Source organism: Mannheimia haemolytica, from assembly GCF_004342115.1.
In the GTDB taxonomy this organism is placed as follows: Bacteria; Pseudomonadota; Gammaproteobacteria; order Enterobacterales; family Pasteurellaceae; genus Mannheimia; species Mannheimia haemolytica.
In genome coordinates, this window is sequence record NZ_SMAC01000023.1 from 12,431 (window position 1) to 32,616 (window position 20,186).

Annotated in this window: 20 protein-coding genes; 17 read left to right on the forward strand and 3 right to left on the reverse strand. The window is 38.0% G+C overall.

Annotated elements, in window-relative coordinates; all coding sequences use genetic code 11:
- Positions 1–71 precede the first annotated feature (71 nt).
- The 10 genes from mepM (at position 72) to EDC41_RS09190 (ending at position 9,659) form a co-directional block, all read left to right on the forward strand.
- Entirely contained in the window at positions 72–1,601 is a 1,530-nt protein-coding gene (gene mepM / locus EDC41_RS09145; protein WP_006250755.1) for a murein DD-endopeptidase MepM, read from the forward strand.
- Between the two features lie 9 nt (positions 1,602–1,610).
- The gene (dsbC, locus tag EDC41_RS09150; RefSeq protein ID WP_006249160.1) at positions 1,611–2,294 is read left to right on the forward strand and encodes a bifunctional protein-disulfide isomerase/oxidoreductase DsbC; all 684 of its coding nucleotides are present in this window, start codon (positions 1,611–1,613) and stop codon (positions 2,292–2,294) included.
- Positions 2,295–2,378: 84 nt separating this feature from the next.
- On the forward strand, positions 2,379–4,100 hold the full coding sequence (recJ, locus tag EDC41_RS09155) for a single-stranded-DNA-specific exonuclease RecJ (RefSeq protein WP_006250756.1): 1,722 nt from the start codon (positions 2,379–2,381) through the stop codon (positions 4,098–4,100).
- Positions 4,101–4,268: 168 nt separating this feature from the next.
- Positions 4,269–5,075, forward strand: coding sequence for an OmpA family protein (locus EDC41_RS09160; RefSeq protein WP_006250757.1), 807 nt, complete (start codon positions 4,269–4,271; stop codon positions 5,073–5,075).
- A gap of 87 nt (positions 5,076–5,162) precedes the next feature.
- Positions 5,163–5,981, forward strand: a complete 819-nt coding sequence (locus tag EDC41_RS09165; RefSeq protein ID WP_006249157.1) for a pyridoxal phosphatase — start codon at positions 5,163–5,165, stop codon at positions 5,979–5,981.
- A gap of 2 nt (positions 5,982–5,983) precedes the next feature.
- Entirely contained in the window at positions 5,984–7,675 is a 1,692-nt protein-coding gene (gene narQ, locus EDC41_RS09170) for a nitrate/nitrite two-component system sensor histidine kinase NarQ (RefSeq protein WP_006250758.1), read from the forward strand.
- Between the two features lie 50 nt (positions 7,676–7,725).
- On the forward strand, positions 7,726–8,244 hold the full coding sequence (locus tag EDC41_RS09175; protein WP_006250759.1) for a GNAT family N-acetyltransferase: 519 nt from the start codon (positions 7,726–7,728) through the stop codon (positions 8,242–8,244).
- Between the two features lie 42 nt (positions 8,245–8,286).
- Entirely contained in the window at positions 8,287–8,886 is a 600-nt protein-coding gene (gene rdgB / locus EDC41_RS09180) for an RdgB/HAM1 family non-canonical purine NTP pyrophosphatase (RefSeq protein ID WP_006250760.1), read from the forward strand.
- The gene (locus EDC41_RS09185) at positions 8,883–9,203 is read left to right on the forward strand and encodes a YbjQ family protein (RefSeq protein ID WP_006250761.1); all 321 of its coding nucleotides are present in this window, start codon (positions 8,883–8,885) and stop codon (positions 9,201–9,203) included. The genes rdgB and EDC41_RS09185 overlap by 4 nt, the downstream gene beginning before the upstream one ends.
- Before the next feature lie 3 nt (positions 9,204–9,206).
- Positions 9,207–9,659, forward strand: coding sequence for a YcgN family cysteine cluster protein (locus tag EDC41_RS09190; protein ID WP_006249152.1), 453 nt, complete (start codon positions 9,207–9,209; stop codon positions 9,657–9,659).
- A gap of 40 nt (positions 9,660–9,699) precedes the next feature.
- On the opposite strand, the gene lpcA is transcribed toward EDC41_RS09190, so the two are convergent.
- The gene (gene lpcA / locus EDC41_RS09195; protein ID WP_006249151.1) at positions 9,700–10,281 is read right to left on the reverse strand and encodes a D-sedoheptulose 7-phosphate isomerase; all 582 of its coding nucleotides are present in this window, start codon (positions 10,279–10,281) and stop codon (positions 9,700–9,702) included.
- A 308-nt stretch (positions 10,282–10,589) separates the two neighbouring features.
- Here lpcA and EDC41_RS09200 point away from each other — a divergent pair, with 308 nt between their 5' ends.
- From EDC41_RS09200 to EDC41_RS09220, 5 genes are all read left to right on the forward strand, one after another.
- Positions 10,590–11,549 carry a sigma 54-interacting transcriptional regulator gene (locus tag EDC41_RS09200; protein ID WP_006248209.1) on the forward strand — a complete coding sequence of 320 codons (960 nt, stop codon included), beginning with the start codon at positions 10,590–10,592 and terminating at the stop codon, positions 11,547–11,549.
- Positions 11,542–13,293 carry an ABC transporter substrate-binding protein gene (locus tag EDC41_RS09205; protein WP_006252843.1) on the forward strand — a complete coding sequence of 584 codons (1,752 nt, stop codon included), beginning with the start codon at positions 11,542–11,544 and terminating at the stop codon, positions 13,291–13,293. The genes EDC41_RS09200 and EDC41_RS09205 overlap by 8 nt, the downstream gene beginning before the upstream one ends.
- Before the next feature lie 2 nt (positions 13,294–13,295).
- Positions 13,296–14,261: an ABC transporter permease gene (locus EDC41_RS09210; RefSeq protein ID WP_020824095.1), complete on the forward strand. Its 966-nt coding sequence runs from the start codon at positions 13,296–13,298 to the stop codon at positions 14,259–14,261.
- Positions 14,248–15,141: an ABC transporter permease subunit gene (locus tag EDC41_RS09215; protein WP_006250763.1), complete on the forward strand. Its 894-nt coding sequence runs from the start codon at positions 14,248–14,250 to the stop codon at positions 15,139–15,141. Before EDC41_RS09210 ends, EDC41_RS09215 begins: the two co-directional genes overlap by 14 nt.
- A 70-nt stretch (positions 15,142–15,211) precedes the next feature.
- Positions 15,212–16,297, forward strand: coding sequence for a peptide ABC transporter ATP-binding protein (locus EDC41_RS09220; RefSeq protein WP_020824094.1), 1,086 nt, complete (start codon positions 15,212–15,214; stop codon positions 16,295–16,297).
- 8 nt (positions 16,298–16,305) lie between these two features.
- Here EDC41_RS09220 and EDC41_RS09225 read toward each other — a convergent pair whose 3' ends face one another.
- On the reverse strand, positions 16,306–16,536 hold the full coding sequence (locus tag EDC41_RS09225) for a YceK/YidQ family lipoprotein (protein WP_006248204.1): 231 nt from the start codon (positions 16,534–16,536) through the stop codon (positions 16,306–16,308).
- A gap of 129 nt (positions 16,537–16,665) precedes the next feature.
- On the opposite strand from EDC41_RS09225, the gene leuB reads away from it, so the two are divergent.
- Entirely contained in the window at positions 16,666–17,748 is a 1,083-nt protein-coding gene (gene leuB, locus EDC41_RS09230; protein WP_006250766.1) for a 3-isopropylmalate dehydrogenase, read from the forward strand.
- Between the two features lie 86 nt (positions 17,749–17,834).
- Here leuB and msrB read toward each other — a convergent pair whose 3' ends face one another.
- Positions 17,835–18,230 (reverse strand): peptide-methionine (R)-S-oxide reductase MsrB, encoded by a 396-nt coding sequence (msrB, locus tag EDC41_RS09235; protein ID WP_006248202.1) that lies wholly within the window; start codon positions 18,228–18,230, stop codon positions 17,835–17,837.
- Between the two features lie 224 nt (positions 18,231–18,454).
- Between msrB and gap the strand changes: the two genes are divergently transcribed.
- The gene (gene gap / locus EDC41_RS09240) at positions 18,455–19,459 is read left to right on the forward strand and encodes a type I glyceraldehyde-3-phosphate dehydrogenase (protein WP_006248201.1); all 1,005 of its coding nucleotides are present in this window, start codon (positions 18,455–18,457) and stop codon (positions 19,457–19,459) included.
- The last annotated feature ends 727 nt before the right edge of the window (positions 19,460–20,186 follow it).

A 20,186-nucleotide genomic window follows, 5' to 3' on the forward strand; every position in this document is an offset into this window, starting at 1 on the left:
TTTCTTGGTAAAATAGTCTACTCAGAAAAATATGTAAATTTTAGTAAATTTTAAAAATAGCGGGATATATTTTGCAACATGTAATTTTAGCGAGAGATCGTAAGCGACATAAAAAACATTTTAAGATTGCGGTTTTCTTATTAGCGGTATTTAGTCTATTTGTTGGTATTGTTCTCGCACTAAAAGATCAATCCTCAATCAATAATACATCTTCACAGGAAGATATTATTGCCATTGATAAACAGGAAAAATATCAGAGTATCAACACTAATTTGGCGGAAAATAATACTCTCCATCAGGAGCAACATTCCAGTTTTATTAATTATGTGACTGATTTACTGACTCAGTCGGCATTAGTAATCGAACATGACGACGAAATTGTTGATGATCAAACAGCGACTTCTTATGAAGATGAATTAGTTGGGCAAGACGATGAAGTAGAAGAAGGGATTGAAACGGTTGAAAATCAAGTTCCTGGGGAAAAACTCCCAGAAGAAGCTGAAAAGGCATTAGAAGATTTACTTGATGTGGCTGATCAAGCACTACGAATTCAAAACCAATTCAGTTATACCGTAGCTCGAGGCGATAAACTTAAAGATGTATTAGAGCAATCAGGCTTAACTGCATCCGTTGCGAAAAATTTAATTAAGCAACATTCGGCATTAGCACAATTAGAACCGGGTCAACAATTTTATTGGGTATTAGATAATGACGGTGAATTAGAATATATGAACTGGCTGGTTTCCGAAAAAGAGGAACGGGTTTATGAGCGAAAAGAAAATGGTAAATTTTCTTTTCAAAGATTTGAGAAAAAAGGGGAATGGAAGTTAGATGTTGTAAGAGGAACTATTCAGAATAGTTTTGCGGTTAGCTTAAAAGCCGTTGGCTTATCAGACCGCCAAATTAACCAGCTAGCGGTTGGATTGCAGTCACAAATTGCGACGAATAAATTAAAAAAAGGGGATAGGTTTGCAATTCTGATTAAGCGGGAATATATTGACGGCAAAGTAACGGATTTAGGAAATGTGGAAGGAATCCATGTAATTAGCAGTAAAAAAAGTTATTATGCTATTCAAGCAGATAATGGACGCTATTATAGTCGATATGGTGAAACATTAAGTGGAGGATTTGCTCGTCATCCATTATTATTTGCAGCAAGAGTAACTTCTTCTTTCAACCCCAAACGCAGACACCCTATTACAGGGAGAATTAGTCCGCATAAAGGGGTTGACTATGGCGTGCCAATAGGTACTCCGATCATCGCACCAAGTGATGGTGTCGTAGAGCATGTGGCATATCAAGCCCGTGGAGCAGGACGTTATATTCGGATAAAACACGGACATATTACGACTGTTTATATGCACCTCAGCAAAACGTTGGTAAAACCAGGGCAGAGTGTTAAAAAAGGGGAGCGGATAGCATTATCGGGTAATACAGGCGGTTCAACCGGGCCTCATTTACACTATGAATTCCATATTAATGGTCGACCGGTCAACCCGATTACGGTAAAATTGCCTGGCTCAAATTCAGGTATGGGTAATAAAGAACGTCAAGCATTCTTAAATAAAGCGAAGAATGTAGAAAGTAGATTAAAAATGTAAGGATTCTCAATGAAAAAAAATCTAATCACTTTAGGATTAATGTGTTTATCAACCATCACGTTTGCTTCAGATGCAAAACTAAAAAGCCAGCTTGAAAAAATTGGAGCCACAGATGTTAAAATTTCAGATTCTCCATTAACAGGCTTTAAAATGGCGACTTCAAATGAAGGTGTTGTATATATCAGCCAAGACGGTCGTTATGTAATTCAAGGTAAAGTATTTGAGCTAAAAAATGGTAAAGCGATTGATATTACTAATCAAGGATTGTTGGCAGAATTGAATTCATACACTAATGAAATGATCGTATATCCAGCGAAAAATGAGAAACATGTGATTACGGTGTTTATGGATATTACTTGCCATTATTGCCATTTACTACATACTAAAATCAAAGAATATAATGATTTAGGTATTACCATTCGCTATTTGGCATTCCCGCGTGGTGGAATGAATACCCAAACAGCAAAACAAATGGAAGCTATTTGGACATCAGCAGACAAAGTAAAAGCACTGAATGATGCTGAAGATGGTAAATTACCAACCCAAATAAAAACGCCGGATATTGTGAAAAAACATTACCAATTAGGGATTAAATTTGGTGTGACAGGTACCCCAAATATGGTAACTTCAGAAGGTGAGTTGATTGGTGGTTATGTAGAGCCTAAAGAATTAGCGAAAATGTTAAGTGAGTAATTCATTAACTTGAATACAAGCGGTCTTTTTTTGTAAAATTTTTGCAAAAGAAGACCGCTTGTTGTTTCATTAAAGAAGAGTATTGTGGAAAAAATAATTAAAAGGCGCCCATTATTAACAACGGAAATAGTCTCTACAAACCCGTTATTAAATCGAATCTATCAAAGTCGAGGCATAAAGAATACGCAAGAACTAGAGCATAATTTAAAGAATTTGCATAGACCACAGCAACTTGCCAATATTGAGCAAGCCGTTGACTTGCTATTACAAGCCTTTCGTGAAAAAAGCCGGATCATTATTGTGGGTGATTTTGATGCAGATGGTGCAACCAGTACATCGCTTGCCCTTATTGCGTTACGCCAATTGGGTTTCGATAAGGTAGATTATTTAATTCCGGATCGTTTTTCTCAGGGGTACGGATTGAGTGTAGCGGTTGCTGAAATGGTATTAGCAAAAGGGGCGGATTTAGTCTTAACGGTAGATAATGGAATTTCTTCGACTGAAGGCATTGCTCTGCTAAAAAGCCATCAGATTCAAGTTTTGGTTACCGATCATCATTTACCGCCAGAGAGCCTACCCAATGCAGATGCACTGGTAAACCCCAATTTAGCTTTTTGTGAATTTCCGTCTAAATCTTTAGCCGGGGTAGGCGTGATCTTCTATGTAATGATGGCATTGCGTTCTCGTATGAGAGAACAACATTTATTTGAAAATAAACCAGAGCCAAATTTTGCTGAATTACTGGATTTAGTCGCTTTAGGCACAGTGGCTGATGTAGTGCCGTTAGATCAAAATAATCGGATATTGGTGCATCAAGGGTTACAGCGAATCCGTTCAGGGCATTGCCGTTTAGGGATAAAAGCTTTAGCGGAGGTGGGCAAGCGAGATCTTTCTACTTTGCAAGCAGCAGATTTGGGTTTTGCTATCGCACCACGTTTGAATGCAGCTGGTCGGTTAGAAAATATGTCTTTAGGGGTTGAGTTACTAATTTGTGAAAATATGGAATTAGCTCGCCGGCTTGCGCTTGATCTTGATTCTCTTAATCAAACCCGAAAAGAGTTTGAACAAGAAATGAAAGCAGAAGCACTGTCGATTTGTGCGAATTTGCCAAGTCTTGCGCAGTCTGAACAGGCACACGGAATAGTGTTATATCAAGCAGATTGGCACCAAGGTGTAATTGGGATCTTAGCTTCTCGCATTAAAGATCAATTTAACCGTCCTGTCATTGCTTTTGCACAAGAAAGTGAGGAAAGTGAATATCTAAAAGGTTCTGCTCGCTCGATCAACGGAGTACATATGCGAGATTTACTGGAACATATCGATATGCGACATCCAGACTTGATTGAAAAATTTGGTGGACACGCAATGGCGGCTGGTTTGACTATCCATCAATCAAAATTAGATTTATTTAAACAGATATTTGACCAATCTATTAATGCAATTATCGAGCCTGAGCAATTACAAGGCATCATTTATACCGATGGTGAGTTAAATGCACAAGAGTTTACTTTAGCCAATGCCGAGATGATTAGGCAAGGTGGGCCTTGGGGACAACATTTTCCAGAACCTAGTTTTGAAGGGGAGTTTAGCATTCTCCAACAAAAATTACTCGCAGGTAAGCATTTAAAATTAATGTTGCAATCAGAGAAAGGGCAACTATTTGATGCAATTTGGTTTAATGTGGATGTAAGGGCGTTTCCTGACTTATCGATCAAAAAGGCAAGATTAGTTTATAGGTTGGATATTAATGAATTTCGAGGAGAGAAATCTTTGCAATTAAAAGTGGAGTATCTTAAATATATTTGAAATGTTATTTTACGTAAATTTAATAGAATTAATTATATTTGTATTGTAGAATCCGTCCGAATGCGACTTTAATAGGTTGTGAAGCTATTTTTTTATATAGATTACTATAAGGAAACTTAATATGAAAATGGAAAAAAAGCCCTTTTCCGTGGATTTTTATTATCGACAGTGGCATTAGCAGTGGCTGCTTGTGGTAACTTAAGTAAAGTGAGTGATGAAGGAACAACTGAAAACCCGGTATTCCCGAAAATCTCAGAATCTGAATTTAACCACGATGGTTCACAATTTGGTTCATGGCCAAACTGGGAAAACGTTCGTCAAATTGAAAAAGGGATGAACAAAGATCAATTATATAATCTAATTGGTCGTCTTCATTTTGAAGAAGGCTTATATGGTGTTCGTGAATGGGACTATGCATTCAATTACCGTGAAAATGGCGTACATAAAATTTGCCAATTTAAAATTTTATTCGATAAAAATATGAATGCACAAAGTTTCTTCTGGTATCCAAATGGATGTAATGGAAACTCATCATTTACTTTAACTGGCGATTTCTTATTCGATTTCGATAAAGCGACTTTAACTACAAAAGGTAAAGAAGTTGTTGATAATGTTGCTCAACAATTAAAAGCATCTAAAGCACAACAAGTTAAAGTAGCAGGCTATACAGACCGTTTAGGCTCTGCTGCTTATAACTTAGACTTATCACAGCGTCGTTCTAATACAGTTAAAGCTCGTTTAGTACAACAAGGCGTTACAGCACAAATTGAAGCGGTAGGTTATGGTAAAGCGAATCAAGTAAAAGCTTGTGATGGTGAAACTGGTCAAGAATTAAAAGATTGTTTACGCCCTAACCGTCGTGTTGAAATTTCTGCAAATGGTGGTGTAATGAAACAAAATGAAGGTGGCAATGTTGCAGGTCCTAATGGTCCGGCTCCACTTTATCAAACACCAGCATATGATGGCAGTAAATAATTTCTAGTTTTGACTAACTTAGAGTAGAATATTAAGGCAACCAAATGGTTGCCTTTTCTTTTATCTATTTATTTATAGGGGAATACTATGAACTACCAAGCTATTGCATTTGATTTAGACGGAACACTACTTTCATCGAACGCAACAATTTTAGAATCCAGTAAAGAGGCTATTAAAAAGGTAAGAGAAAAGGGAATTAAAGTCTACTTTGTTACCGGTAGGCACCATACTGCGGTTCGCCCTTATTATGTAGAACTAGGGCTGGATACGCCAGTTGTGTGTTGCAATGGCACTTATGTGTATGATTTTAAAAATGAAAAAGTATTAAGCGGTAATCCGTTATCAGCAGAAATTGCTTCAAAATTAGTTAATGATGCACAAGCTCAAGGGATTCATACTGCGGTTTATTTTGAAGATGCAATGACTTATGAGTCTTTGAATATTCACTTCACTAAATTCCAAAAATGGGTTGAGTCTTGCGCACCAGAAGTTCGTCCGAATGTTTATCAGGTAGAAAATTTCCAACAAGAAATTGATAAAGGTGTAACCGTATGGAAAGTGCTTATTAGCGATCCAGATCTTGCCAAAATGCAAAAATTTGTTGAAAAATTACCGCCTGATCAAGTAAGCCCGGAATGGTCTTGGGTTGATAGGGTTGATATTACCAGTGTTGGTAACAGCAAAGGGGCAAGATTAGCGGAAGTATTAAAAACAGAAGGTATTGATTTACAAAAGGTGATTGCCTTTGGCGATAATTTCAATGATGTTTCTATGCTAGAAACCGTTGGATTAGGCATTGCAATGGGAAATTCAGAACCAGATATTCAGCAAAAAGCGAAGAAAACTATAGGTTCAAATAATGAAGATAGTATTGCTAATGAATTGAAAGCTCAATTTAATCTTTAATTATGATAAAAGCAAAATACTCTATTGCTAGGCGGATAGGACTCTATTTTTTAATTATGATCGGATTTGCTTCGATTATCAGTGGAATCTCACTTGGTATTATGTGGAGCAATAAATCTGATGCGAGCCTGATTAATGTTTCAGGCTCACTTCGTATGCAAAGTTATCGATTGTTATCAGAAATGGATTCAAAAAAAGCGCTGCTACCTGAGCGATTGTTGGAATATCATCGAACGCTACATGCTACAGAGCTTAGTTCATTAAAGCAAAGTGTTTTATTGTCAGATAGCGTGATAGAAAGCTATCAACAATTACTTAAAGATTGGTATGAAATGCAATCTTATGTCGCTCAGAGAGATAAAGTTAATTATGCTTCGCACATTGAAGATTATGTGCAGAGAGTTGATGATTTTGTTTTCCGCTTACAAGAGTTCGCTGAGTTAAAATTAAAGATTGCAACAGGCGTGATTGCGATTGCAATGTTACTGATTATTGCCCTTGCTTATATTGGCGTTTGGTATACTCGAAAAAAGATTATTGGACCTTTAAGGCAATTGGTAAAAGCGAGTTGGCAAATTCAAAATAAAGATTTTGACCACGTAAAATTAGCGGTTAATGAACCCAATGAATTAGGGCTACTTTCCTCTACTTTTACTGAGATGTCTAATGAATTATTAAAATTATATACTTCATTAGAAGATAAAGCTCAGGATAAAACACGTCGTTTATTGGCGGTAAATCGTTCTTTACTGGTATTATATCAATGCTCTCAATTATTAACTGCTAAGCCGATTAATAAAGAAGTGTTAAATCAAGTACTTAAAACGGTATTTGATAATGAACATTTGCTAGGGATTGATTTACAAGTATATGGGGCTGAATATTGGAATGTATCAATAGACAATAAACCAAGTTTAGATTGGGTTTCTGCTGAAATTGCAATAGAAAATGAAAAATTGGGTATCTTAAGCTGGAAACCCTCACTGGTTTGTCCTGATGGACGATTGATCCAAAATGTGTCGGAAATGATTGGTCGTAGCCTTTATGTAGTGCAGATGCAAAAGCAACAGCAACAATTGGTACTCATGGAGGAGCGTGCAATTATTGCTCGTGAGTTACACGATTCCTTAGCCCAGTCTCTTACGTTTTTCAAAATTCAGGTTAGCCTGCTTAAGCTTGCTAAAACAGATGAAAAGCGTAATGAAATTTTAACTGTATTTGAAAAAGCGTTAAATGATGCTTACAGCCAATTAAGGGAGCTGTTGACGACGTTTAGGCTAACGATTCAAGAAGCGAATTTACAACAAGCGTTAGAAAAAATTTTAGAAAGCTTAAGACCGAAAACCTCAGCACAGATTCGCTTAAGTTGCAAATTACCTTCGCATATGTTTAATGCTCAGCAGCAAGTTCACGTATTGCAAATTGTACGAGAAGCTGTGATTAATGCTATTAAGCATTCGCAAGCCACTGAAATTAATGTGATTGCTGAAACAAATGATGATGGTGAACATTGTTTGACTATTCAAGATAATGGCGTAGGGCTTGCTGCCCATACGCAACCAGAAGGGCATTATGGACTGACGATTATGCAAGAACGGGCGGCTGAACTCAAAGCCGAATTTTCGATTGAAAATGTGGAAAGTGGCGGAGTAAAAGTACAGGTTTTATTGCCGAGTATGATTAGCAAGCGGTAATAAAATATTAATTTTTTGCGTATTATTGGCAACGAATAAAAGGATAACAAATGCAATTCCGAAAAGCAGTAGAAGCGGATTTTGAGACAATATTGGCAATTTATAATCAAGCAATTCCCACTCACCAAATTACCGCCGATTTAGAACTAGCAACTACGCAAAATCGGCGGAAGTGGTTCGATTTTCACCTTGAAACAGCCCAATATCCTATTTGGGTGGTCGAAGATGAACAAGGCATTGCTGGCTGGTTTAGTTTTTCACCATTTTATGAAAGACCGGCATTTTTACATACTTCGGAAATCAGTATCTATTTAGACCGCTATTCCAAAGGAAAAGGCTATGGCTCAAAAATTATTGAGTTTATGCAAGCTGAAATGCTTAATCACAATATTCATACGTTGATGGCGTATGTGTTTGAATTAAATACAGTGAGCCAAAATCTAATGAGAAAACACGGCTTTGAACAATGGGGAAGATTTCCGAATATTGCTAATATGGGAAAAGATGAGAAAGGTGAGGATAAATGGCGAACGTTGCTGATGATGTCTTACCAAAAAGGTATCGAATAACAAGCGGTGATTTTTTAGAATATTTTTGCAAATAAGGACAATATGGAAAAGACAAAAATTGTACTTGCAACAAGTAATGCAGATAAAGTTAAAGAAATGGCAGATGTACTCTCACAATTTGGTTTTGAGGTGGTGGCTCAAAGTGAATTTGGGATTGAATCACCGGAAGAAACCGGTTTGACTTTTGTTGAAAATGCGCTGATTAAAGCACGATTTGCTGCTAAAATGACAAGTTTATCGGCGATTGCCGATGATTCAGGTTTATCGGTTATGGCACTTGGTGGTGAACCGGGGCTATATTCTGCACGTTATGCCGGAGAGCAGGCAACCGATGCCGATAATCGCCAAAAATTACTAGCCAAAATGCAAGGGCAAGAGAATCGTCTGGCGAAATTTGTCAGTTGTATCGTGTTTTTAAAACACGAAACTGACCCAACACCTTATATTGCGTCGGGTGAATGTTTCGGTGAAATTTTGACGGAAGAAAGAGGTGAAAATGGTTTCGGCTACGATTCCCTGTTTTTCTACCCACCGAAAGCTTGCACTTTTGCCGAATTAGAAACCAAAGAGAAAAAAGCGATTTCACACCGTGCAATCGCACTAGAGCAATTAAAACAGCAATTAGCAGGAGAGAATAAATGATTATTACAACTACACCTACGATAGAGGGTAAACAAATTGTAGAATACAAAGGGTTAGTATTTGGCGAAGTAGTTTCTGGGGCTAATTTTATCCGTGATTTCTTAGCCGGTATCACCGATATTATTGGCGGACGTTCAGGTGCTTATGAAAGCAAATTAAACGGTGCAAGAAAAGAGGCATTAGCTGAATTAGCTAAGGAGGCACAAAAAGTGGGGGCAAATGCGGTGGTTGGCGTTTCTATGGAGTATCAATCAATGGGCGGCGATAAAGGAATGTTCATCGTGGTAGCGATTGGTACTGCGGTTGTAATACGTTAATTTATGCAGTTTGAACAACACTTTGAAGCAAATTTCTGGCAGAACAAATCGCTACTTGAAATGAATGATGCTGAATGGGAAGCATTATGTGACGGTTGTGGTAAGTGCTGCTACCGGAAATATATTCAGGGAAGAGGGCGGCGTGAACGGCTTTACTATACCTCGGTTGCCTGTAATTTATTAGATGTGAATACAGGCCGTTGTATGAATTACTCGAACCGTTTTAAAATTGAGTCGGATTGTACAAAATTAACTAAAAAGAACTTACCTGATTTTGGCTGGTTGCCAAAAACCTGTGCTTATCGTTTACTTTATGAAGGAAAGCCTCTTTTTGATTGGCACCCTTTAATCTCTAAAGATCCTGATTCTGTAAAAAATGCCGGAATGCTGATTGCTAACGGTATTCACGAAAAAGATGTGATTGATTGGTTTGAGTTTGTTATTGATGAAGTATGAGAAAAAGGCGTTTGGTGCAAACGCCTTTTTGTTATAGAGATTAGGCTTTTTCCATCTCAAATTCAATTAACATCATCAAAATATGAATCACTTTAATGTGAATTTCTTGGATGCGGTCTGCGTAACGGAAATGAGGTACTCGGATTTCCACATCGGCTAATCCTGCCATTTGCCCGCCATCTTTGCCGGTCATTGCAATCACTTTCATGCCTTTTTCTTTGGCAACTTTGATCGCATTTAACACATTTTTAGAGTTACCAGAGGTTGATAGACCAAAGAGTACATCGCCTTTTTGCCCAACGGCCTCTAGATAACGAGAGAAGACATATTCATAACCGAAGTCATTACTTACACAGCTTAAATGGCTGACATCGGAAATAGCGATTGCCGGGTATCCGGGACGGTTTTCACGGTAACGACCTGTTAATTCTTCGGCAAAGTGCATCGCATCACAGTGCGAACCGCCATTACCGCAAGAAATCACCTTACCACCTTGCTTGAAACTATTTGCAATCAGCATGGCGGCATCTTGAATTAATTTAATATTTTTTTCATCAGACATAAATTTGTCTAATACATCTGCAGCTTCTTGAAGCTCAGCTTTAATTTGTTCTAAATACATCATTTGCTCCTTTGTTTGCAAAACGCTTACCTTTAAACATCGGCTTTACCAATGGGGGTAGCGAGTAAAAAATTCGTTTTTTATGACCGCTTGAGGCATAAAAAGTGCAATAAGTTTAGAAGATCTATGCTGTATTGTAAACCTAATAACTTAAATAATCTGAATAGGGTTGTAAACAAAAGTTTCCAAAAGAGAAAAATAGCGGTATGATCGCCTCACAATCCCTCTCGCATTGTTAACTCTAGTAGCTAATATCAGGCTTTAAGCGTATTAAACAATGCACAAATTTGCTATTTATAGGAGACTATATGGTCGTAAATCCAGAATCTTTTGAACAGATAATTGGACAATCTGTAAAGATAAAAGAGGTTGTTGAACAAGCAAAAAAATTTGCCAACCTTGATGCACCATTATTGATTCAAGGTGAGACGGGAACAGGAAAAGATTTATTTGCCAAATCTTGTCACCATTTTGGATCTCGTCGAATGCAAAAATTTATTGCCGTGAACTGTGCCGGTTTACCGGCTGAAGAAGCAGAATCGGAAATGTTCGGACATCGTGGCAATGGCGTTGAGTCCGTCGGTTTCTTTGAATATGCTCACGGTGGTACAGTATTATTAGACTCTATTTCTGAGTTATCGCTGGAAATGCAAGCCAAATTATTGCGCTTTTTAAATGATGGCTCTTTTCGTCGAGTGGGCGAAGATCAAGAGATTCAAGTCAATGTTAGGGTGATCTGTACTTCATTACAGCCTTTGTCATTATTAGTTGAAAAAGGCAAAGTAAGAGAAGATCTGTTTCATCGTTTAAATGTTCTCACTTTAAATTTACCACCTTTGCGAGATCGAAAAGAGGATATTCCATTATTAGCTGATTACTTTATCGCCCAAATTAGCAATCAGTTGGGGGTGAGCAAATTAGAGTATGATAATGTTTTTTTGCAAGCATTGCAGAATTATCACTGGCGAGGCAACTTAAGAGAGCTTTATAACGCACTTTATCGAGCTTGTACACTTTCGCATAGCTACCGTTTAGCGGTAAAAGATCTTCATTTACCCAGAGATATGGAGGCGATGATTGAAGTACGTGAGGAGGCGACACTTGAGGAAATGATGAGCCAGTATGAAGCCCAATTATTGCACCAATTTTATGCAGAATATCCGAGTACCCGAAAATTAGCACAACGGCTCGGACTTTCACATACTGCGGTGGCAAACAAATTGCGTCAATATGGGTTAACAAAAAATGGAAACAGTAAAGATGAATAAACTAGCGGTCATTTTTTCAGTATGTTTTGCAAATTTAGGGCTAAATTCGACCGCTTACGCAGCGCCAAGTATTCCTCAAGAGCTACTTGAAAATAGCCTTGTGTATTGCACTACTTCATCGGGATTCTCTTTTAACCCACAAAAATCTGATGTGAGTTCGAATATGAATGTGGTAACAGAGCAGATCTACGATAAATTAGTTGAGTTTAATCCGAAAAAAAATCGACTAGAGCCTGCTTTAGCTGAAAGTTATTCAATCAGCGACGATGGTTTAGTGATTACATTACGTTTAAGAAAAAATGTCGCTTTTCATACAACTCCATGGTTTACTCCGAGTCGTAAATTAAACGCAGAAGATGTGGTGTTTTCGCTAAAACGAATGATTGGTAAAGAAAGTGATTTACCTGAAGTGAAAAGTGAGCCTGAAAGTGTATTACACCACCAGCGACAAAGCTATATTTACCAAAAAACAGCGGGGCAGATTTATTTTCCTTATTTTGAAAGTGTTGATTTAGCGAATAAAATTGCCAGCATTCATTCTCCGTCAAATGACATTGTAAAAATTGAATTAGTCCGTCCTGATTCAGCATTGTTGGCGCATTTAGCCAGCCAATATGCAGTTATTATGTCTAAAGAATATGCTTTACAGCTCAATGCAGATGATAACTTAGTTCAACTGGATTTATTACCGGTAGGAACAGGCGTATATCAACTTGAAAGTTATGAAAATAATGATTATGTGCGTTTAAAACCAAATATGAATTACTGGGGCAAAAAAGCATATATTCAAAATATGGTCGTAGATTTTTCCACAGAAGCGACCGGCAGGATGGCAAAATTTTTAAATAATGAATGTGATGTGGTTGCTTTTCCGGAACCTAGCCAATTATCAGTGTTAAATAATCGGCAGCTTATTAGTAGTAAAGGTGCTAATTTGGTTTATTTAGCATTCAATATGCAACGGGGTATTGGGCAGGATTTGGCATTACGCCAACGTATTGCACGCGGCATAAATCGCAAACGTATTGCAGAGAAATTATTTTATGGTACAGGTGAAGTAGCGGATAACCTATTACCAACAGCTTTGTGGTCGAAAAAAAATAATGGAAGCTACCCTTATCAACCACACCAAAATTCAGGTGAGCAAGCGGTTGAAATGCATGACAGTATTATAAATCGGTCTTTAGATAGCAAAACAGAGACCGAAGAAGTAAACCAAAAACAGCGCTTAAAACTGTGGGTAATTGATGAAAAACGAGTTTATAATCAACACCCATTAAAAATGGCAGAAATGATACGTGCTGATTTAGCTACGCAAAATTTAGAGGTCGAAATTCGCGCAGTAAGTCGAGCTTATTTGGTGCAACAGCTTGCTAATAAAAGTGCGGATTATGATTTGATTTTAGGTGGTTGGTTAGCAAATAATCTTGATCCTAACAGTTTTTTGGAGGCCTTACTCAGTTGTAAAGCTGCGGAAACGGTGACTAATTTATCAAATTGGTGCAATGAAGATTTTGATTTTTGGTTACAAACAGCCCGTCTAAGTGATGATCCGGCATCAGCTAATTTATTGTATGAATTTGCACAAAAATTATTAGAAGAGCAATTGCCTATTCTCCCTTTAATGAATGCTAATCGTGTATTAGTCATAAAAGATGGAGTGAAACAGGCAGATATTTCCCCTTTCGGCCAGGTAAAATTATCAGAGTTACGTTTGGGCTTGGGGCATAAAAAAGGAAACTAATTATGCTGATTGTCTTTTTTCGAAAAATTTTTCTAACCTTGATTACGTTGATTTTTTTGTCACTTATCAGTTTTAATATTCTGTTACGAGATCCATTAAACCACTTAGCCGAGTTAGGCTGGTTTGAGGCTTATTGTTATTATGTAAAATCTCTGCTAAATGGTGATTTTGGTATTAGTTTCAGTAATGGAGAACCGCTCACAGCGCAAATTTTACAGGTGTTCCTGGCTACAATTACGCTTTGTTTATCGGCTCTCATTGTTTCTTTAATTATTGGTTTGCCTCTTGGTTTTTTTGCGGCTACTCAGCAAAAAAATATGGTTGGGCGATTATTAAATACACTAGGTTCATTGAGTTTAGCCGTGCCGGTATTTTGGCTGGCATTAGTGCTAATGTATTACGCTTCTCTCAATCAGTGGGAAGTGTCAGCAATTGGAGAAATCCATTCGCTTTATCCGAAACAGATGGTAACCGGCTTTTTGCTATTAGATATTTGGTTATCTGATGTACCTTATAAATTAAAAATGATGCAGAGTGCTTTACATCACTTAGCTTTGCCGACATTAGTCTTGGCTGTGCCAGCTACATTAGAAGTTATGCATATTACTCAAGCTAGAGCAGGTTATGTAATGAAACAAAATTACATTAAAATAGCGAAAACGCGTGGCTGGACACCGTTTAGAGTTTGGAGAACGCATATTATTTGTAATACTTTACCTGCATTATTACCTATGATTGCCCGTACCTTTATTTTAATTTTTGCCTTCGGTATGTTAATTGAGAACATATTTAGCTGGGGAGGAATTGGACGTTGGCTGATAAATGCCCTTGCTATTCAAGACTATAATGCGATTTCAGCGGGAGTAGTTGCAATCGGGGTGTTTGTGTTATTAGTAGATATGGTTACAGGCTTTGTGCGGGTGATGTTAGACCCATCAGATAAAAAGGATTGGTATGGCAGTTATTAAAGAACCCGAGCAATTTAGAGAAACCAACGCATTTAAGGCATTTTGGTTTCATTTCCGACAAGATAAACTTGCACTTGGCAGTTTTTATCTTTTTTTGCTATTACTGGCTCTCATTTTTGTTGGTAGTTTGCTTGCTCCTTACAATTATAATGAACAATTTGTTGGTTTAGAATTAATGCCTCCCTCTTGGGACGACAAAGGTCAAATCAGCCATTTTTTAGGCACTGACGATTTAGGACGGGATATTTTAAGCCGTATTATGTATGGTTTTTACTACACGCTTGGTTCCGCACTGATGATTACCTTATTAATTGCGATTATCGGCGGTATGATCGGGATTTATGCCGGGCTGAAAAAAGGACGTTCATTTTGGTTGATTAGCCATTTGTTCGATACCTTTTTATTTATGCCGATTTTATTGATTGCGATCATCATTGCAACCTTAATGGAAGCGAGTTTGGTCAATGCAATGTTGGCGATTTTCTTAGCGATGTTGCCGCATTTTATCCATAAAATTTATCAAGCAACCGAAAAACAACTCAAAAAAGAGTACATCATTACCTTAAAGCTAGACGGTGCAAGCCATTGGTATTTAATTCGAGAAGTGATTATTCCTAATCTTACCGGCGTGGCAATTAAAGCACTTTCACATATTTTTGTGATCGCCATATTAGATATTAGTGCGTTAAGTTTTATTATGCTGGGGGCTAAAAGCCCGACCCCTGAATGGGGAGCGATGATTCGTGAATCCATGGAACTGATTTATATAGCTCCTTGGACGGTGATATTACCTGGCTTAGCAATTATTTTTAGTATTTTTACCGTTACAATACTTGGTACACGCTTAAGCGTGATTTTTGAAAAATACCGTAAAGAATAGTATTTAAATAGGATACTGACACATAACAAGCGGTCATTTTTAAGTAAAATTTTACAGATTAAGGAATAGTATGGCATTACTTGATATTCGCCATTTAAGTATTGAAATTGATACGCCAAAAGGCAGAGTAAAAATGGTGGATAACATCAACCTGACTGTTGATGAGGGCGAAATTTGTGGCTTGGTGGGAGAATCTGGTTCGGGAAAAAGCCTCATAGCCAAAGTGATTTGCGGTATGATTAAAGATGAATGGATTGTGAGTGCAGATCGCTTTCGCTTTGACGATATTGAATTACTGAAACTTTCGCCAGCGGAACGCCGAAAATTGGTAGGCGATCATATTTCAATGGTATTCCAAGATCCGCTTACTAGCCTTGACCCAAGCCAGCAAATTGGTAAACAACTGATGCAAACCATTCAATTTAGAGGGAAGTGGTGGCAACGATTTGGGTGGAAAAAGAAAAAAGCAATCGAGCTACTACACCGTGTTGGTATTCGTGATCATCAAGATATTATGAAAAGTTACCCAAGCGATATTACCGAAGGCGAAGCTCAGAAAGTGATGATTGCAATGGCGGTGGCAAATCAGCCCCGATTATTGGTGGCAGATGAGCCGACTAATATTATGGAATCAACCACGCAGTTGCAGGTTTATCGCTTGCTTTCCAGTATGAATCAGAATTTGGGAACCTCAATCTTGCTGGTGAGTAATGACATGTGTAGCATTCAAAATTGGGTTGATTCTTACAATGTGCTTTATTGTGGACAAACCGTTGAAATTGCGGATAAAGAGAGCATTCTTGAATCGTCTTACCACCCCTATACTCGAGTGTTACTCAATAGTTCGCCGGACTTTTCTCAGCCTTTAGCCTTTAAAAGTAGCTTAAATACGCTACGAGGCTCAGTCCCGATGTTACAAGAAATGCCGATTGGTTGTCGTTTAGGCCCTCGTTGCCCTTTTGCACAAAAAAAATGTATCAACAAACCGCCATTAGTGAAAGTAAAACAGCACGAGTTTGCCTGCCATTTTCCGATTAACTTTAGAGAACAAAATTTGCTTAAAAATAAAACGGAAAATACGCCGTTTGTGGTGGCTGAAATAGCGGAAAATACGCCGTTTGTGGTGGCTGAAATAGCGGAAAAAGAGGCGTTTTAATGTGGTTATTATTGGCTAAGTGTAACGGGTAACATTAAAGTATCTAATACGAAACTCAAGGGTAAATCGATCACCGCAAGCACCGCGAATATACCGCCTTCTTGCATTACTTGGAAATCTTTTATTACGCCGGCATAAACACGGTAATCCTGTTCAACCAAGCTTAGTACTGTGCCACAAGCGGTGAGGTTAAACATCAAATAGAGTAGAAAAACGAGTTTACAAGCGGTCAATTTCATCAAAAAATCTCCAAATACGCTTTTATTTTACGCTATTTTTATCGGGTTGGCGTAAAATTCGTTTTAAAAACAGCTATTTTCAGGCAGAATGTAGCCGAATCGACATTAAATATACTAAGAGGATCTTATATGCAAACTTACAACATTGCAGTGCTTGCCGGTGACGGCATTGGGCCGGAAGTGATGGCAGAAGCTATCAAAGTGCTTGAAGCGACTCAACAAAAATTTGGCTTTAAACTAAATTTTAATCAATATAACATTGGTGGAGCAGCGATTGATGCTCAAGGTAAAGCGTTACCCGAAAATACCTTAAAAGGCTGTGAAGAGGCAGATGCGATTTTGTTTGGCTCGGTAGGTGGCCCGAAATGGACGCATTTACCACCTGATGAGCAACCTGAACGAGGTTCGCTATTACCACTGCGTAAACATTTCTCGCTATTCTGTAATTTACGCCCTGCTGCATTGTATCAAGGGCTGGAAAAATTCTGCCCATTACGTGCCGATATTGCTGCTAAAGGTTTTGATATGGTGGTGGTGCGTGAATTAACCGGCGGGATTTATTTTGGACAGCCGAAAGGCCGTGATGGTGAAGGTGCGCAAACGAGAGCGTTTGACACCGAAGTATACTACAAATATGAAATCGAGCGTATTACCCGTGTGGCGTTTGAATCTGCAATGAAACGTAAAAAACACGTAACCTCTGTGGATAAAGCCAATGTGTTACAAAGCTCAATTTTATGGCGTGAAACCGTCACGGAAGTAGCTAAAGAGTTCCCAGAAGTCACGCTTGAGCATATGTATATTGATAATGCGACAATGCAGCTAATCAAAGCACCTGAATCGTTCGATATTTTATTATGCTCAAACATCTTCGGCGATATTATTTCCGATGAGGCTGCAATGATTACAGGTTCTATGGGCATGTTGCCTTCAGCCAGCCTCAATGAGCAAGGTTTCGGCTTATATGAACCGGCAGGCGGTTCAGCACCGGATATTGCCGGTAAAAATATTGCGAATCCGATTGCGCAAATTTTATCAGCCGCAATGATGTTGCGTTATAGCTTTAACTTAGGTGATGCTGCTGATGCGATTGAAACAGCGATCCAAAAAGCCCTTGCTGATGGCTACCGTACCGCTGATTTAGCTGATGACAGCAAACCGCTTTCTACCTCAGAAATGGGCGATATTATTGCGAAAAATATTCTCGCTTAAGGCTAGAAGTTAAATAGCACAAGCGGTCATTATTCGCCAAATTTTTGCAAATTTTCCGCTAATAATGACCGCTTGTTTATTACTCGTTAGCCGTCAATCTCTTCGCCTGTTTCTTCCCACTTAAAATTCAATGCCGCAGAGTTGAGGCAAAAACGCAACCCTGTTGGTGGTGGGCCGTCCGGAAAAACGTGTCCCATATGCGAATCACAATTCCCACAACGAATTTCGATACGATGACGTCCTAAGCTGTAATCATCTAAGTAACGTAGTGACGATTCTGAAATCGTTTGGTAAAAACTTGGCCAGCCACAACCGGCATCAAATTTAGTATCTGAGTGAAATAAATCGTTATGGCATCTGGCACAACGATAAATTCCTACCCGATGTTCATTCAAAAATTTTCCGGTAAACGGACGTTCCGTACCGTGGTTGATTAAAATATCAACTTGTTGTTCTGTCAGGGCGTGAATAGGTTTAATCATCAGCAATTCTCCTAAGATAGTAGCGAAGTCATTGTAGCTTTTTTTGACCTGAAAATCGTTATAAATTTCAAAATTTGACATAGATCACAAAAAATTTATCTGTTATATTGGAAGGGTTCTTTTGGCTTGTCAGGAAAGTGAAAAGATGTGCTATAATTCAAGCATCTTTAGTGTAGTACATAAAGAACAAATTTTGTTTAACTTTAATATAGGTAGAAAAATCTATGGCAATTAAAATTGGTATTAACGGCTTTGGCCGTATCGGTCGTATCGTTTTCCGTGCAGCACAACACCGTGATGACATCGAAGTGGTAGGTATCAACGACTTAATCGATGTTGATTATATGGCTTATATGCTGAAATATGATTCAACTCACGGTCGTTTTGACGGTACTGTTGAAGTTAAAGACGGTCAATTAGTAGTTAACGGTAAAGCGATCCGCGTAACAGCTGAGCGTGACCCAGCTAACTTAAAATGGAATGAGATCGGTGTTGATATCGCAGTTGAAGCAACAGGTTTATTCTTAGATGATGAAACTGCTCGCAAACACATCACCGCAGGTGCGAAGAAAGTTGTTTTAACCGGTCCGTCTAAAGATGCAACACCTATGTTCGTAAACGGTGTAAACTTCGATACTTATGCAGGTCAAGACATCGTATCCAACGCTTCTTGTACAACGAACTGTTTAGCACCATTAGCTAAAGTTATTCACGAAAAATTCGGCATTAAAGAAGGTTTAATGACAACTGTTCACGCAACTACTGCAACGCAAAAAACAGTAGATGGTCCATCAGCGAAAGACTGGCGTGGTGGTCGTGGCGCATCACAAAATATCATTCCTTCATCAACAGGTGCAGCGAAAGCAGTAGGTAAAGTATTACCTGCATTAAACGGCAAATTAACCGGTATGGCTTTCCGTGTTCCAACCACTAACGTTTCTGTTGTTGATTTAACTGTAAACTTAGAAAAACCAGCAACTTATGCAGAAATCTGTGCTGAAATCAAACGTGCTTCAGAAAACGAAATGAAAGGCGTATTAGGCTACACAGAAGATGCAGTTGTTTCAACAGACTTCAATGGTGCAACTGAAACTTCAGTATTTGATGCAGCAGCAGGTATCGCATTAACTGATACTTTCGTTAAATTAGTATCTTGGTACGATAACGAAGTTGGCTACTCAAACAAAGTATTAGACTTAGTTGCTCACGTATATAACTACAAAGGTTAATTGCTAAGTTATATTTTAAATATAGAGCCAAATTCTGAACGGAATTTGGCTCTTTTGCTGCGAACAATAAATTGAATATAGTCGCGTTTTCCCATAAAATCAATTTCCTACAAACAGGAACTAAGCACAGTAAGGCAGATTTTCTTGCTCTTTGCAGTTTATTTTGTGTAAATAAATATTATTAGAGACTACAAACGATTAATAAATATCAAGTTTCCTATGAAAAATGATGTTTTTATTAATGCTATATTGCTTTTTGAGAGATGATTTAAATTATTGATTATAAGTATGGTAAGATTAAAGCCTGAATCGGGATATTCAGGCTTAAAAATAATGGTGCGACTAGCTCGCACCAATAATCATTATTTATCAATAAGTTAAAATCTATAATGTGCAGTATATGTATATGCAATTAAAGAATAACGATTTTTCCTGACAAGCAATATTTTTGCGTTGAGGTGCGTAAAATTGCGTAAAAAGATCGAGTTTTTAAGATCGCTTTGCGATTATATGGGGCTTGTAGGGATCGCCTTTTTGCATTTGCGTATAAATCGACAAATTAAGTGTGCGGGCGAGGTGAGGGATAGACCGCGCGGGGTTGGAGGTGGTGAAGTCGTTGAAAAATAAAGGAAAAATTATTTTTTAAGTGTATTTTATTTGTTGTTTTGATATAATAAATTGCCGAAATATATAATCTAATCAGGCAAAACTTTTGCTTTATATATTA

Bases quoted from the DNA above. Each gene is read 5' to 3' on its own strand.
- dsbC (WP_006249160.1), top strand. From the start codon at position 1,611: ATGAAAAAAAATCTAATCACTTTAGGATTAATGTGTTTATCAACCATC.
- EDC41_RS09165 (WP_006249157.1), top strand. From the start codon at position 5,163: ATGAACTACCAAGCTATTGCATTTGATTTAGACGGAACACTACTTTCA.
- narQ (WP_006250758.1), top strand. From the start codon at position 5,984: ATGATAAAAGCAAAATACTCTATTGCTAGGCGGATAGGACTCTATTTT.
- EDC41_RS09175 (WP_006250759.1), top strand. From the start codon at position 7,726: ATGCAATTCCGAAAAGCAGTAGAAGCGGATTTTGAGACAATATTGGCA.
- rdgB (WP_006250760.1), top strand. From the start codon at position 8,287: ATGGAAAAGACAAAAATTGTACTTGCAACAAGTAATGCAGATAAAGTT.
- EDC41_RS09185 (WP_006250761.1), top strand. From the start codon at position 8,883: ATGATTATTACAACTACACCTACGATAGAGGGTAAACAAATTGTAGAA.
- EDC41_RS09190 (WP_006249152.1), top strand. From the start codon at position 9,207: ATGCAGTTTGAACAACACTTTGAAGCAAATTTCTGGCAGAACAAATCG.
- lpcA (WP_006249151.1), bottom strand. From the start codon at position 10,281: ATGTATTTAGAACAAATTAAAGCTGAGCTTCAAGAAGCTGCAGATGTA.
- EDC41_RS09200 (WP_006248209.1), top strand. From the start codon at position 10,590: ATGGTCGTAAATCCAGAATCTTTTGAACAGATAATTGGACAATCTGTA.
- EDC41_RS09205 (WP_006252843.1), top strand. From the start codon at position 11,542: ATGAATAAACTAGCGGTCATTTTTTCAGTATGTTTTGCAAATTTAGGG.
- EDC41_RS09210 (WP_020824095.1), top strand. From the start codon at position 13,296: ATGCTGATTGTCTTTTTTCGAAAAATTTTTCTAACCTTGATTACGTTG.
- EDC41_RS09215 (WP_006250763.1), top strand. From the start codon at position 14,248: ATGGCAGTTATTAAAGAACCCGAGCAATTTAGAGAAACCAACGCATTT.
- EDC41_RS09220 (WP_020824094.1), top strand. From the start codon at position 15,212: ATGGCATTACTTGATATTCGCCATTTAAGTATTGAAATTGATACGCCA.
- EDC41_RS09225 (WP_006248204.1), bottom strand. From the start codon at position 16,536: ATGAAATTGACCGCTTGTAAACTCGTTTTTCTACTCTATTTGATGTTT.
- leuB (WP_006250766.1), top strand. From the start codon at position 16,666: ATGCAAACTTACAACATTGCAGTGCTTGCCGGTGACGGCATTGGGCCG.
- msrB (WP_006248202.1), bottom strand. From the start codon at position 18,230: ATGATTAAACCTATTCACGCCCTGACAGAACAACAAGTTGATATTTTA.
- gap (WP_006248201.1), top strand. From the start codon at position 18,455: ATGGCAATTAAAATTGGTATTAACGGCTTTGGCCGTATCGGTCGTATC.